The following is a 12,800-nucleotide window of genomic DNA, read 5'->3' as shown; positions in this document are numbered from 1 at the left end:
GGGACCCATGAGGAAGAGTCACCCGATCCGGCGTGCCCTGCTCGCGGGCGCCGCCACGGTGTCCGGGATCGTGCTGCTGCTGTCGCTGAAGCCGGCCTCCGACCCGGCCTCCGCGTCCGCGGTGGGCGGAGCGGCGCCGCAGCAGACGGCGGCGGCCCAGTCCCCGCAGGGCGGCGCGCAGGCGGCGGGCACCACCACCGTCACCGGCGAGGCGGTCCGCACCCAGTACGGCCCGGTCCAGGTCCGCCTGACCCTCTCGGACGGCCGTGTCACCAAGGCGGAGGCGGTGCGGGCGCCGAGCGGCGGGCGCAGCTCCCAGATCACCGCCGGCGCCGTGCCCCGCCTCAACGAGGCGGCCGTGGCGGCGGGCAGCGCCGAGATCGACGCGGTGTCCGGGGCGACGTACACCAGTACCGGGTACAAGCAGTCGCTCCAGTCCGCCCTTGACCAGGCGGCAGCGGCGGGGGGAGACGCCGGGGCCGGGGCCGGTGACCAAGCGGGGAGCGAAGACGCCGCCGGGGCCGGACAGGGCGCGGACGCCGGGCAGGACGCTGGCGCCGGGCAGGACGCGCCCGAGGCGCCGGCGCAGCAGGCCCGTACGGTCACCGGCGAGGTCGCCCAGACCCAGTACGGGCCCGTGCAGGTCCGCGTCACCGTGGAAGGCGGCCGCGTCACCGCGGCGGAGGCGGTGCAGGCGCCGAGCGGCGGGCGCAGCTCCCAGATCACCGCGAACGCCGTGCCCCGCCTCAACCAGGCCGCCGTGGCCGCGGGCAGCGCCGAGATCGACGCGGTGTCCGGGGCGACCTACACCAGCGCCGGGTACAAGCAGTCGCTCCAGTCCGCCCTGGACCAGGCCGGCGGGTCCGGTGGCTGAGGCGGCGCAGGCTCCCGTCGCGGTACGTCGGGTGGAGGAGACGATGGGGACCGTCTTCTCGCTCGACGTCCGCGGCGGGGATCCCGTCACCGTCCGGGCGGCTCTCGACGAGGCGGTCGCCGGACTGCACCGGGCCGACGCGGTGTTCAGCACCTACCGCGAGGACAGCCAGCTGTCCCGGCTGTCCCGCGGCGAGCTGACGGTCGGGGAGTGCGACCCCGAGGTCGCCGAGGTGCTGGAGCTGGCCGCCGAGGCCGAGCGGACGTCCGACGGCTGGTTCAGCACGCGGTACCGGGGGCGTCTCGACCCCACCGGCATCGTCAAGGGCTGGGCCGTCGAGCGGGCGGCCCGCGTCCTGGCGTCGGCCGGGGCGAGCGGGGTGAGTGTCAACGGCGGCGGCGACGTCCAGCTCCTGGGGGCGCCGGGCAGCGAGCGGCCTTGGCGGATCGGCGTCTCGGACCCGCTGCGGCCGGGCGGCCTGGCCGCGGTGGTCTCCGCGGCCGGCACCACGGAACTGGCCGTGGCGACCTCCGGCAGCGCCGAACGCGGCGCCCACATCGTCGACCCGCGCACCGGCAGGTCGGCGGTGACCGACCTGCTGGCGGTCACGGTGGTCGCCCCTCGCCTCACCTGGGCGGACTGCTGGGCGACCGCCGCGTTCGCCATGGGCTCCCGGCAGGGCCTGGCCTGGCTGGAGTCCCTGCCGGACGTGGAGGCGCTGCTGATCACGGCGGGCGACGAGGTGCGCTGCACGAGAGGCCTGGCGTCCCGGCTGGGCTGACGCGCCGAGCCGACGCCGGTGAACTGCCGCCAGCGAGCGAGCTGACGTCTGCGAGCCGCCGTGACGTGGGCCGACGCCGGTGAGCCGCCGTCCGCGGGCCGCCTGGCCGCGAGCCGCCGCGCGGCGCGCCGACGCCGGTGAACTGCCGCCAGCGAGCCGCCCGTCCGTGAGCTGACGCGACGCGCGCCGACGCCGGTGAGCCGCCGCCAGCGAGCCGCCCGTCCGCGAGCCGCCGCGACGCGCGCCGACGCCAGGGAACTGCCTTCAGCGAGCTGCCCGTCCCCGAGCTGACGTAACGCGCGCCGAAGCCAGCGAGCCGCCCCGTCCGCAAGCCGCCCGTCCGCGAGCTGACGCGACGTGCGCCGACCCCGATGAGCCGCCGCCAGCGAGCCGCCCGTCCGCAAGCCGCCCGTCACAAGCCGCCACGACGCGCGCCGACGCCAGCAAGCCGCCCGGCCGCGAGCCGCCGTGACGCGCGCCGGCGGCGTCCGCGGCGGTCTCACTGCCCGTTCTGGGCCAGCCGCAGCAGATGGTCCGCGAGCGCCTGCCCGCCGTCCGGCCGACGGGAGATCAGCAGGAGCGTGTCGTCACCGGCGATCGTCCCGAGGATGTCGTGCAGTTCCGCCTGGTCGATCGCCGAGGCGAGGAACTGCGCCGCGCCGGGAGGCGTCCGCAGGACCACGAGGTTCGCCGAGGCCTCCGCGGAGATCAGCAGCTCCTGGGAGAGCCGCCGCATCCGCTCCTCCTTCGCCGACTCACCCAGCGGAGCCCGGGGGGTGCGGAAACCCCCCTCGCTCGGCACCGCGTAGATCAGGTCGCCGTCGTTGTTGCGGATCTTCACCGCGTTCAGCTCGTCCAGATCCCGGGAGAGCGTCGCCTGGGTGACGGTCAGCCCGTCGTCGGCGAGCAGCTTCGCCAGCTGGCTCTGGGAGCGCACCGGCTGCCGGTTGAGGATGTCCACGATCCGGCGGTGGCGTGCGGTGCGGGTCTGCGGAACGGCAGGCCCTGCGGTCTGCTCGTGATCCTGCGCCTGGCTCATCGTCGTCTCATTCTCCGGATCGTCCGTCCCCGTTCACTGCGTCGAGGATGCCGGGCAGCGCCCGGAGCAACGCGGCCACCTCGTCGTCACCTAGGTTCAGCGGCGGCATCAGCCGTACGACATCGGGGGCGGGCGCGTTCACCAGGAGACCGGCGTCCTGAGCCGCCTGCTGCACCTGGGCGGCGAGCGGTTCGGTGAGCACGATACCCAGGAGCAGGCCCGCGCCCCTGACATGGGCGACGAGCGGGTGCCCGAGGCCCTCGATCCCGCTGCGCAGCTGCTCGCTCTGGTGCTTGACGTTCTGCAGCAGTCCCTCGCCCGCGATGGTGTCGAGGACGGCGAGTCCGGCGGCGCAGGCGACGGGGTTGCCGCCGAAGGTGGTGCCGTGCTGACCGGGCTTGAGCAGGTCCGCGGCCCGGCCGAAGGCGACGGTGGCGCCGAGCGGCAGTCCGCCGCCGAGGCCCTTGGCGAGGGTCACCACGTCGGGCAGGACGCCCTCGTGGGCCTGGTACTCGAACCAGTGCCCGGTGCGGCCGACGCCGGTCTGCACCTCGTCGAGGACGAGCAGCGAACCGGTGGCGGCGGTGATCGCGCGGGCCGCCTTCAGATAGCCGGGGGGCGGGACGACGACGCCCTTCTCGCCCTGGATGGGCTCGATGATGACGAGCGCGGTCTCCTCGGTGACCGCGGCGGCCAGCGCCTGCGCGTCGCCGTAGGGGACGTGGGTGACGTCGCCGGGCAGCGGGTGGAAGCCGTCCTGCTTGCCGGCCTGGCCGGTGAGGGCGAGGGCGCCCATGGTGCGGCCGTGGAAGCCGCCCTGGGTGGCGACCATGTGGGTGCGCCCGGTCAGCCGGCCGATCTTGAAGGCGCCTTCGTTGGCCTCGGCGCCGGAGTTGCAGAAGTAGACCTTGCCGTCCCGGCCGAACAGCTGGAGGAGCCGTTCGGCGAGGGCGACGGGCGGCTCGGCGACGAAGAGGTTGGAGACGTGGCCGAGCGAGGCGATCTGCGTGCTGACGGCCTCGACGACCGCGGGGTGGGCGTGCCCGAGGGCGTTGACCGCGATCCCGCCGACGAAGTCCAGGTACTCCTTGCCGTCGGCGTCCCACAGCCGGGTGCCCGCGCCGCGGACCAGGGGCAGCCGCGGGGTGCCGTAGTTGTTCATCAGCGCGCCCTGCCACCGGGCGGTCAGTTCCTCGTTGCTCACGACTCCCCCTGTTCGTCCGGCACGACCATCGTGCCGATGCCCTCGTCGGTGAAGATCTCCAGCAGGATCGAGTGCTGGACCCGGCCGTCGATGACCCGGGCGGTGGTGACGCCGTTGCGCACGGCGTGCAGACAGCCCTCCATCTTCGGCACCATGCCGGAGGACAGCTCGGGGAGCAGTTTCTCCAGCTGGGACGCGGTGAGGCGGCTGATCACCTCGTCGCTGTTCGGCCAGTCCTCGTACAGTCCCTCGACGTCCGTGAGGACCATGAGGGTCTCGGCGCCCAGAGAAGCAGCGAGTGCCGCAGCCGCCGTATCAGCATTGACGTTGTAGACATGTCCGTCGTCCTGGGAACGGGCGATCGACGAGACGACCGGGATCCGGCCGTCGGCGAGCAGTGCCTCGATCGCACCGGTGTCGATGTCGGTGATCTCGCCGACCCGGCCGATGTCGACGAGCTCACCGTCGATCTCCGGCTGGTGCTTCACGGCGGTGATGGTGTGCGCGTCCTCGCCGGTCAGGCCGACGGCCAGCGGGCCGTGCTGGTTGAGCAGCCCGACGAGCTCCCGCTGGACCTGCCCGGCCAGCACCATCCGTACGACGTCCATGGCGTCCTCGGTGGTGACGCGCAGGCCCGCCTTGAACTCGCTGACGATGCCGTGCTTGTCGAGGGCGGCGCTGATCTGCGGGCCGCCGCCGTGCACGACGACGGGCTTGAGGCCGGCGTGGTGCAGGAAGACGACGTCCTGGGCGAAGGCGGCCTTCAGGTCCTCGTCGATCATGGCGTTGCCGCCGAACTTGATGACGACGGTCCTGCCGTTGTGCCGGACCAGCCAGGGCAGCGCCTCGATGAGGATCTGGGCCTTGGGGAGCGCGGTGTGTTTGCGAGTGCTCATGAGGAGTAGGCGCTGTTCTCGTGGACGTAGTCGGCGGTGAGGTCGTTGGTCCAGATGGTGGCGGTCTCGGTGCCGGCGGCGAGGTCGGCGACGATGTGCACCTCGCGGTAGCGCATGTCGACCTTCTCGCGGTCCTCGCCGACGGATCCGTTCTTGCACACCCAGACGCCGTTGATGGCGACGTTGAGCCGGTCGGGCTCGAAGGCGGCGGACGTGGTGCCGATGGCGGAGAGCACCCGGCCCCAGTTGGGGTCCTCGCCGTGGATGGCGCACTTGAGGAGGTTGTTGCGGGCGATGGAGCGGCCCACCTCGACGGCGTCCTCCTCGCTCGCGGCGTTGACGACCTCGACCTTGATGTCCTTGCTGGCGCCCTCGGCGTCGCGGATCAGCTGCTGGCCGAGGTCGTCGCAGACGGCCCGTACGGCCTCGGCGAACTCGGCCCGCTCGGGGGTGATGCCGGAGGCGCCGGAGGCGAGCAGCAGCACGGTGTCGTTGGTGGACATGCAGCCGTCGGAGTCGACGCGGTCGAAGGTGACCTTGGTGGCCGAGCGCAGCGCGTCGTCGAGGGCGGCGGCGTCCAGGTCGGCGTCGGTGGTGACGACGACCAGCATGGTGGCGAGGCCGGGCGCGAGCATGCCGGCGCCCTTGGCCATCCCGCCGACGGTCCAGCCGTCCTTGGTCACGACGGAGGTCTTGTGGACGGTGTCGGTGGTCTTGATGGCGATGGCGGCCTTCTCACCGCCGTGCTCGGACAGCTGGGCGGCGGCGGTCTCGACGCCGGGCAGCAGCTTGTCCATGGGGAGCAGCACGCCGATGAGGCCGGTGGAGCAGACGGCGACCTCGCCGGCGCCGCAGCCGAGGACGTCGGCGACCTTCTCGGCGGTGGCGTGGGTGTCCTGGAAGCCCTTGGGGCCGGTGCAGGCGTTGGCGCCGCCGGAGTTGAGGACGACCGCGGCGAGTTCACCGCTCTTGAGGACCTGCTCCGACCACAGCACCGGGGCGGCCTTCACGCGGTTGGAGGTGAAGACGCCCGCGGCGGCGCGGCGCGGCCCGGTGTTGACCACGAGGGCCAGGTCCGGGTTGCCGTTCTCCTTGATCCCGGCGGCGATTCCCGCCGCCGTGAATCCCTTGGCTGCCGTGACGCTCACTGCATCTCCTCGTTAGCTCCGCCGCGGTAGCGGCTGATGTCACTGCCGCCCGTGCGGCGCTCCGGTGCGGCCGTCGTCGTCGTGTGCGGCCCGGCGGCCGCGCGCACGCCGCTCACGGCGCGACTCCGATCGTGGAAAGACCCGTGTCCTCGGCGAAGCCGAGGGCGATGTTCATGCTCTGGACGGCACCGCCCGCGGTGCCCTTGGTCAGGTTGTCGATGGCGCTGATCACGATGATCCGTCCCGCGGCCTCGTCGTGGGCGACCTGCACCTGGACGGCGTTGGAGCCGTACACGGACGCCGTGGCGGGCCACCGGCCCTCGGGCAGCAGGTGGACGAAGGGCTCGTCGGCGAAGGCCTTCTCGTAGACCGCGCGCAGGGACTCCGCGGTGGTGCCCGGCCGCGCCTTGGCGCTGCACGTGGCGAGGATGCCGCGGGGCATCGGCGCGAGGGTCGGGGTGAAGGAGACGGAGACCCGCTCACCGGCCGCCGCGCTGAGGTTCTGGATCATCTCGGGGGTGTGCCGGTGGCCACCGCCGACGCCGTACGGCGACATGGAGCCCATCACCTCGCTGCCCAGCAGATGCGGCTTGGCCGCCTTGCCCGCGCCGGAGGTGCCGGAGGCGGCGACGATCACCGCCTCGGCCTCGGCGAGCCCGGCGGCGTAGGCCGGGAAGAGGGCGAGGGAGACGGCCGTGGGGTAGCAACCGGGCACCGCGATGCGCTTGGACCCCTCCAGCGCGGTGCGGGCACCCGGAAGTTCGGGAAGGCCGTAGGGCCAGGTGCCGGCGTGCGGGGAGCCGTAGAACCGCTCCCAGTCGGCGGCGTCGTGCAGCCGGAAGTCGGCGCCCATGTCGACGACGAGGACGTCCGGTCCGAGCTGCTCGGCCACGGCTGCGGACTGCCCGTGCGGCAGCGCGAGGAAGACGACGTCGTGCCCGGCCAGTACCTCGGCGGTGGTCTCCTGGAGCACCCGGTCGGCGAGCGGCAGCAGATGCGGCTGGAGCGCCCCGAGCCGCTGGCCCGCGTTGGAGTTGCCCGTCAGGGCACCGATCTCGATCTCGGGGTGCGCGAGGAGCAGACGCAGCAGCTCACCGCCCGCGTACCCGCTCGCTCCGGCCACTGCCGCACGTACCGTCATGGGACCCTCCGACCCTCCTCCTGGATGGCATGACTATACGTTTCGCTGCACGTTTATGCAATCCATCACGAGGCGGCGGTGGATCACCGGTGTGGTGGCGCACGGTCCGCCCATGCCCGGCCCGGCCTCCGGCGGGTCCGGCAGGACAGGCAGAATCACCGGGCACACCGAGACCGCCCGGAGGAACCCCAGTGACCCTGGACATCAGCATGTTCACCACGCCCTCCCCCGAGCGGCCGCCCGTTCCCGTGCCCGTCGACTGGGCGGTCGTCGAGGAGTGGCTGGGGCTCGCGCTGCCCGGTGAGTACAAGCGGCTGGCCGACCGGTACGGGCCGGTGGAGGTCGGGGACTTCCTGACCGTCCATGTGCCGTGCGAGGCGGGCGACTTCGACTACGCCGAGTGGCTGCGGGAGATGCGCCGCGAGGCCCGCGTGGCGGCCGAGGAGCTCCCGGAGGAGGAGCGGCCCGCGCTCCACCCCGCTCCCGGCGGGCTGCTGCCGTGGGGGTGCAGCACCGGCGGTGACGTGCTGTTCTGGGACACCTCCCGGTCCGTGGACCCCGACGAGTGGACGGTCGTCGTCCTGCACCAGGGCGTGATCCCCGGCAGCGGGCTGCTTCCGTGGCACCCCTACGACCTCAGCCTCACCGGCTATCTGCGGCACACCGTCCGCGAGGCCTGGGAGACGCCCTCCCCGCCCGGTCCGCTGATGGGCCCGCTGCCCGGCATCGTCGCCCGCCCCGACGAGCTCGTCGACGCCGGGCCCTGGACGCCGCCCGAGCCGGTGCCGCCGCGGCTCACCGAGGCCGAGCGGCGGATCGCCCTGGAGACCGGCACCGGCCTGGACGCGCTGCGGCTGCTCGCCCCGCCGCCGGCCGAGCCGTTCCTCGGCGGCGGCACCTGGGAGGAGCTGTTCGCGGAGCTGGGGACGCGGCTGCCGCGGGAGTACGTGGAGCTGCTGGAGGTGTACGGCGCCGGGATCTTCAGCGAGTGGCTGCGGCTGCACACCCCGCTGCGCACCGGTGAGCGGCGCTTCGCCACCCTGGCCGAGGAGATCCTGGACGGCTACCGGCAGCTGAGGGACGGCTTCGCCGAGGACTTCCTGCTGCCGGTCCGGCCCGAGCCCGGCGGGTTCCTGCCGTTCGCCAACTCCATCGACGGCGACTATCTGGGCTGGCTCACCGAGGGCCCGGACCCGGACGCCTGGCCGCTGGTCTTCTGGCCCCGGCACGCGGCGCAGGGCCCGCCGCTGGCGGGCGGGCTGGTGGAGACGCTGCTCGCCTGGCAGCGCGGGCGCCTGGTCACGCCCGGGCTGGCGGTCCTCGACGAGGAGGACGAGGACCCGCTGGACTTCGCCGGGTTCCGCGGCTGGGACGAGCGCGCCTACTGGTGAGGCGGCCCGTCCCGCCGGTCATCTCATCGGCTCACCGCTTGGCGATCCGCAGGAAGGTGACGGAGTTCGCCGGGAAGGTGTAGGTGAACTTCCCCGCGACGCCGGAGAACGTGGACGTCACCGGGGTGACCGGGCTGTCCGTCTCGGTGTTCACGTCCTCGGGGTCCGCGGCCAGGGTGGTCACCCGGGCCCGGGAGGAGACCTTGGCGCCGCCGAGGTCGATCGCCGTGCGGGCCGCGGTGGCCTGGGCGTTGACGACCTTGACGATCAGGTCGCCGGTGCGCTCGTCCGTGGTGACGACCTGGCGGAACGGCTCGGCCGGCTTGTCGTCGGTGAAGCTGCCCCACAGCTCGCCGTCCAGGTACAGGCCGACCTGGCGGCCCCGGACCTCGATGTGGATGTCGTAGGCGCGGCCCGTCTCGATGGAGTGCGGCTTGGAGATCAGGGTCGACTTGCCGCCGTCGGAGGCCTGCTCGACGGCGGAGCTGGTGTTGTTCCAGCCGCCGAGGTTCCACCAGTAGTAGTTGCCGGTGTCCTTGACGCCGAAGGCGACGAGGAAGCCCTCCTTGCCGGACTTCTTGGTGGCCCTCACCCGCAGGTCGTAGTTCTGCCAGGCCGGGTCGCCGGCGGTGACCAGGGTGTTCTCGGCGGCGGCGTCGGTCTGGACGTAGGCGCCGTCCTGGACGCTCCAGCTGCCGGTGCCGGAGTGGGTCCACTGCGAGGCGTCACCGGAGAAGTCGTCGCCGAGCAGAGTGGTCCCGTCGGCGGAGGTGACCTTCACGTCGTCGTACGCCGCGCTGGTCGCCCAGGTGGAGAGGCCGATCGCGCCGGTGATCGGGCCGCTGGCGTCCGGGGTGCCGGTCGCGGTGGAGGGGACCACGCGGTCGCCGACGTTGGTCATGAACAGCTTCTGGACCTCGTAGTTGGCGGAGTTCCAGGAGGCGTGGTTGTTGAACCAGATCATGTCGGGGCGCCACTGCACGTAGTCCTCGTTGGCGAGCAGCGGGGCGTACGAGGCGAGCTTGACCACGTCGGCGTTGCGCTCCAGGCCGGTCATGAACGCGGCCTCGGCGAGGGCGTTCTCGAAGGCGTTGCCCTGGGAGGCGTACTCGCCGAGGAAGACCTTGGGGCCCTGGCGGTCGTAGGAGTCGTAGCGGTCGTTGTTCTGGAGGAACCACTGCGGGCTGTTGTAGTAGTGCTCGTCGACCATGTCGACGCCGCCCTCGCGGTTGAGCTGCCAGGCGGTGTCGAAGACGGTGCCCGCGTCGTCCGGTCCCGAGTTGGAGATCACGGTGATGTCCGGGTACTTCGCCTCGATGGCGGCGCGGAACTTCTGGAAGCGGGCGAAGAACTCCTTCGGCAGGTTCTCCTCGTTGCCGACGGCGAGGTGGGTGAGGCCGAACGGCTTCGGGTGGCCCATCTCGGCGCGCACCTTGCCCCACTTCGAGGTCCTGGGGCCGTTGGCGAACTCGATGAGGTCGAGGGTGTCCTGGATGTGCCGCTGGAGCAGGGCCTCGTCGTCGGTGGCCTTGTTCTGGCCGCAGCCGGTCACCAGGGCCGGGACGACGGGCAGCGGCATGGCGCCGATGTCCTCGGAGAAGCGGAAGTACTCGTAGTAGCCGAGCCCGTAGCTCTGGTTGTAGCCCCAGAAGTTGGCGTTCGTGGCGCGTTCCTCGACCGGCCCTACGGTGTCCTTCCACTGGTAGGCCCGCTTGCGCTGCCAGCCGGAGGCCTCGCTGTAGTCCTCCATGGAGCCGGTGTTGACCAGGCAGCCGCCGGGGAAGCGGACGAAGGCCGGGTCCAGGGCCTCGATCTTCTCGGCGAGGTCCTTGCGCAGGCCGTTCGGCTGGTTCTTGTAGGTCTCGCGCGGGAACAGCGAGACCATGTCGAGCGCGACGGCGCCGGAGGAGGCGACGGCGAGGCGGCCGCGGTTGCTGGTCCGGGTCGCGGTGAAGGTGGCGGTGTACTTGGCCCAGCCGCCGGAGACGGCGGTCCGGCGGGCGGTCGCCAGCTGTCCGGCGGCGTCCTTCAGGGAGACGGTGAGAGTGGTTCCGGCGTCGGCGCGGGCCCAGACGGAGAAGTCGTACCGCTTGCCCTGCTCGACCCGGATGCCCGTGTTGTAGCCGGCGTTGGTGACCGACGAGCCGGCCGCCAGCTCGAGGTGGTTGCGGTTGCGCGCGTTGAGCCGCCCGTCGTCGTCCACGACCTGCGCGGTGCCGTCCACCGTCCAGGAGGTGAGCGGGGTGTACGAGCCGTTGTCGGCGGTGGAGTACTCGAAGGACCGGTTCTGCACGAGTTCGGCGTACAGGCCGCCGTCGGCCGCGCGGTTGATGTCCTCGAAGAAGACGCCGTACATCGTGTCGTCGATCTTCGCCCCGGCGGCGGAGGGGTCGACGGTGATCGCGTAGTCGGTGACGGCCTCGGCGTGCGCGGGCGCGGGGAGGAGGACGGCGGAAACGGCCAGTGCGGCGGTGGCGGTCAGGCCGAGTCTCCAGCGGACCCGGCTGGCGCGGGGGCGGGTGGTGCGTGACATGGATACTCCGCGGCTCTGTGCTCCGGAAGGGAGCTGTTCGAAATATCGGACGTTGGTCAGCACTTCGAACGGCAAGATAGGGAGGGGGCGAGTACGCGTCAATGGGTCGCGCGGCGACGGACGGGACGGAGAGCGGTACGCGATGGGCGAGTTCTGGCCAGTGCCTCAGGTGCTGGTGTTTCTGGCCGGGAGCTGGCGGGTCCGGCGGACCGTGCGGGATCTCGCGAGCGGCGACGACGGCCGGTTCGAGGGAACGACGGTTTTCGGCCCGCTGGACGGCGGCGGACTGCTGCACCGCGAATCCGGCGAGTTCGTCTGGCGGGGCGTCGCCCGTCCCGCCGAGCGGACGCTGCGCTTTCTGCCCGGCCCGTCCGGGCCGGCGACCGCCGAGGTGCGGTTCGCGGACGGGCGGCCCTTCCACGACCTGGACCTGAGCACCGGGCACTGGGTCGTCGACCATCCCTGCTCGGCCGACCTCTACCGCGGTGAGTTCACCGTCCGGGACGCGGACCGCTGGCGGACCGTGTGGCGGGTGCGCGGCCCGGCGAAGGACCTGGTGCTGACGACGGACTACGCGCGCGCGGGCTGAGGCCGGCAGCCGTCGAAGCGCAGGTTCCAGCGGCCCGCGTGTCCGGTGACGGTGGTCGTCGACAGCGGGCGGACGTCGATGTTCCAGAACGTCGACGGCGGCGCCTTCAGCGCGTACACCAGCGCCGCGCGGATCACCGACGGCTCGGCCACGGCGACGATCCGGCAGCCGTCGTCCACCGGCCGGGTGTCCAGCCAGCCGCCGACGCGGCCGATGAAGGCGAGCAGCGACTCACCACCGTGCGGGGCGCCGCGCGGGTCGGCGAGCCAGGTGTCCACGGCCGCCGGCTCGCGGGCCATCGCCTCGCCGAGCGTCAGCCCGCGCCAGCGGCCCATGTCGCAGTCCCGCAGGGCCAGCTGCACCAGCGGCGCGTAGCCGAGCGCGTCGCCGGTGGCACGGCTGCGGGGCGTGGGCGAGCAGTAGCGCAGCTCGGCCCCCGCCAGCGGCAGCAGATCGCGGGCGACGTGCTGCACCTCGTCCCAGCCCGCCTGGTCCAGCGGCCGGTCGTCCTGGAAGCGCTCCGCCAGCAGCGACGAGCTGCGCGCGGCGGCGACGAACGTGACCCCAAGTGCCATGCGGGGATGGTGAGCCGCGCGAGTGCGCTGGTCAAGAGGTGTTACCTACGGGTTACCGTGGGTGTCCGAGGGTCACCCAGGGTGTGCGGTCCGTGATCACCGGCCGAAAACCAGCGCCATCCACTGGTCCGGCCGCTCCAGCGCCGCGAACCCGAGCTTCTCGTAGACCCCGTGCGCGTCGTGCGTGGCGAGCAGGATGCGCTTGAGGCCGTCCGGCCGCAGCTCCTCGCGTACGGCCGTCACCAGTGCCGTGCCGACGCCCTTGCCGCGCACCGACGGGTCCACGTACACATCGCACAGCCATGCGAAGGTGGCCCGGTCCGTGATGACCCGCGCGTAGGCCACCTGCTCCCCCGAGGCCGTGTCGTACACGCCGAAGTTCAGCGAGCCCTCGATCGCCCGGTCCTGCTTCTCGCGCGAGCGCCCGATCGCCCAGTACGCGTCCGTGGACAGCCATCGGTGCACACGGGCGGCGTCGAGGCGGCCGGGGTCGGTGGAGAGGTGGTAGCCGTCCGGAAGGCTGAAGGTGTCGGTCATGCCGGGAGGCTGGCAGCCGTGGCGGGCGGGAGTCGAGCGGTTTTCACCGGCCGGCGCGAGACCTCGACCGGGCACCGGCCCTGGGGGCGTCT

The 12,800-nt window shown here is 72.7% G+C and carries 12 protein-coding genes; 4 read left to right on the top strand and 8 right to left on the bottom strand.

The window, feature by feature from the left end:
• Positions 1-7: 7 nt before the first annotated feature.
• Entirely contained in the window at positions 8-874 is an 867-nt protein-coding gene (locus ABT232_RS13470) for an FMN-binding protein (protein ID WP_351839748.1), read from the top strand.
• Between the two features lie 43 nt (positions 875-917).
• Positions 918-1,655, top strand: coding sequence for an FAD:protein FMN transferase (locus ABT232_RS13465; RefSeq protein ID WP_351839746.1), 738 nt, complete (start codon positions 918-920; stop codon positions 1,653-1,655).
• 499 nt (positions 1,656-2,154) lie between these two features.
• Here ABT232_RS13465 and ABT232_RS13460 read toward each other — a convergent pair whose 3' ends face one another.
• From ABT232_RS13460 to argC, 5 genes are all read right to left on the bottom strand, one after another.
• Positions 2,155-2,694 carry an arginine repressor gene (locus tag ABT232_RS13460; protein ID WP_351839744.1) on the bottom strand — a complete coding sequence of 180 codons (540 nt, stop codon included), beginning with the start codon at positions 2,692-2,694 and terminating at the stop codon, positions 2,155-2,157.
• A 7-nt stretch (positions 2,695-2,701) separates the two neighbouring features.
• Positions 2,702-3,898, bottom strand: coding sequence for an acetylornithine transaminase (locus ABT232_RS13455; protein WP_351839742.1), 1,197 nt, complete (start codon positions 3,896-3,898; stop codon positions 2,702-2,704).
• A complete protein-coding gene (gene argB, locus ABT232_RS13450) occupies positions 3,895-4,794 on the bottom strand; it encodes an acetylglutamate kinase (protein ID WP_351839740.1) in 900 nt (299 codons plus the stop codon). Before argB ends, ABT232_RS13455 begins: the two co-directional genes overlap by 4 nt.
• Positions 4,791-5,942 carry a bifunctional glutamate N-acetyltransferase/amino-acid acetyltransferase ArgJ gene (gene argJ, locus ABT232_RS13445; RefSeq protein WP_351839738.1) on the bottom strand — a complete coding sequence of 384 codons (1,152 nt, stop codon included), beginning with the start codon at positions 5,940-5,942 and terminating at the stop codon, positions 4,791-4,793. Before argJ ends, argB begins: the two co-directional genes overlap by 4 nt.
• Before the next feature lie 112 nt (positions 5,943-6,054).
• Positions 6,055-7,083: an N-acetyl-gamma-glutamyl-phosphate reductase gene (argC, locus tag ABT232_RS13440; protein WP_351839736.1), complete on the bottom strand. Its 1,029-nt coding sequence runs from the start codon at positions 7,081-7,083 to the stop codon at positions 6,055-6,057.
• A gap of 191 nt (positions 7,084-7,274) precedes the next feature.
• Between argC and ABT232_RS13435 the strand changes: the two genes are divergently transcribed.
• Complete coding sequence (locus tag ABT232_RS13435) at positions 7,275-8,474, top strand: SMI1/KNR4 family protein (protein WP_351839734.1); 1,200 nt, start codon at positions 7,275-7,277, stop codon at positions 8,472-8,474.
• 31 nt (positions 8,475-8,505) lie between these two features.
• Here the strand turns inward: ABT232_RS13435 and ABT232_RS13430 are convergent, their stop codons facing one another.
• Positions 8,506-11,007 (bottom strand): alpha-L-arabinofuranosidase family protein, encoded by a 2,502-nt coding sequence (locus tag ABT232_RS13430; protein WP_351839732.1) that lies wholly within the window; start codon positions 11,005-11,007, stop codon positions 8,506-8,508.
• Positions 11,008-11,149: 142 nt separating this feature from the next.
• On the opposite strand from ABT232_RS13430, the gene ABT232_RS13425 reads away from it, so the two are divergent.
• Positions 11,150-11,596 (top strand): DUF6314 family protein, encoded by a 447-nt coding sequence (locus ABT232_RS13425; RefSeq protein WP_351839730.1) that lies wholly within the window; start codon positions 11,150-11,152, stop codon positions 11,594-11,596.
• On the opposite strand, the gene ABT232_RS13420 is transcribed toward ABT232_RS13425, so the two are convergent.
• Both ABT232_RS13420 and ABT232_RS13415 read right to left on the bottom strand, forming a co-directional pair.
• The gene (locus ABT232_RS13420) at positions 11,578-12,171 is read right to left on the bottom strand and encodes a histidine phosphatase family protein (RefSeq protein WP_351839728.1); all 594 of its coding nucleotides are present in this window, start codon (positions 12,169-12,171) and stop codon (positions 11,578-11,580) included. The two genes, ABT232_RS13425 and ABT232_RS13420, sit on opposite strands and share 19 nt — an antisense overlap.
• Before the next feature lie 96 nt (positions 12,172-12,267).
• Positions 12,268-12,708, bottom strand: a complete 441-nt coding sequence (locus ABT232_RS13415) for a GNAT family N-acetyltransferase (protein ID WP_351839726.1) — start codon at positions 12,706-12,708, stop codon at positions 12,268-12,270.
• Positions 12,709-12,800 lie beyond the last annotated feature (92 nt).

The organism is Streptomyces sp. NPDC001532 (assembly GCF_040298625.1).
GTDB lineage: Bacteria > Actinomycetota > Actinomycetes > Streptomycetales > Streptomycetaceae > Streptomyces.
This window is presented reverse-complemented; position numbering and strand designations above follow the sequence as displayed.

Bases quoted from the DNA above. Each gene is read 5' to 3' on its own strand.
- argC (WP_351839736.1), bottom strand. From the start codon at position 7,083: ATGACGGTACGTGCGGCAGTGGCCGGAGCGAGCGGGTACGCGGGCGGT.
- ABT232_RS13420 (WP_351839728.1), bottom strand. From the start codon at position 12,171: ATGGCACTTGGGGTCACGTTCGTCGCCGCCGCGCGCAGCTCGTCGCTG.
- ABT232_RS13415 (WP_351839726.1), bottom strand. From the start codon at position 12,708: ATGACCGACACCTTCAGCCTTCCGGACGGCTACCACCTCTCCACCGAC.
- argB (WP_351839740.1), bottom strand. From the start codon at position 4,794: ATGAGCACTCGCAAACACACCGCGCTCCCCAAGGCCCAGATCCTCATC.
- ABT232_RS13425 (WP_351839730.1), top strand. From the start codon at position 11,150: ATGGGCGAGTTCTGGCCAGTGCCTCAGGTGCTGGTGTTTCTGGCCGGG.
- ABT232_RS13430 (WP_351839732.1), bottom strand. From the start codon at position 11,007: ATGTCACGCACCACCCGCCCCCGCGCCAGCCGGGTCCGCTGGAGACTC.
- ABT232_RS13460 (WP_351839744.1), bottom strand. From the start codon at position 2,694: ATGAGCCAGGCGCAGGATCACGAGCAGACCGCAGGGCCTGCCGTTCCG.
- ABT232_RS13470 (WP_351839748.1), top strand. From the start codon at position 8: ATGAGGAAGAGTCACCCGATCCGGCGTGCCCTGCTCGCGGGCGCCGCC.
- ABT232_RS13465 (WP_351839746.1), top strand. From the start codon at position 918: ATGGGGACCGTCTTCTCGCTCGACGTCCGCGGCGGGGATCCCGTCACC.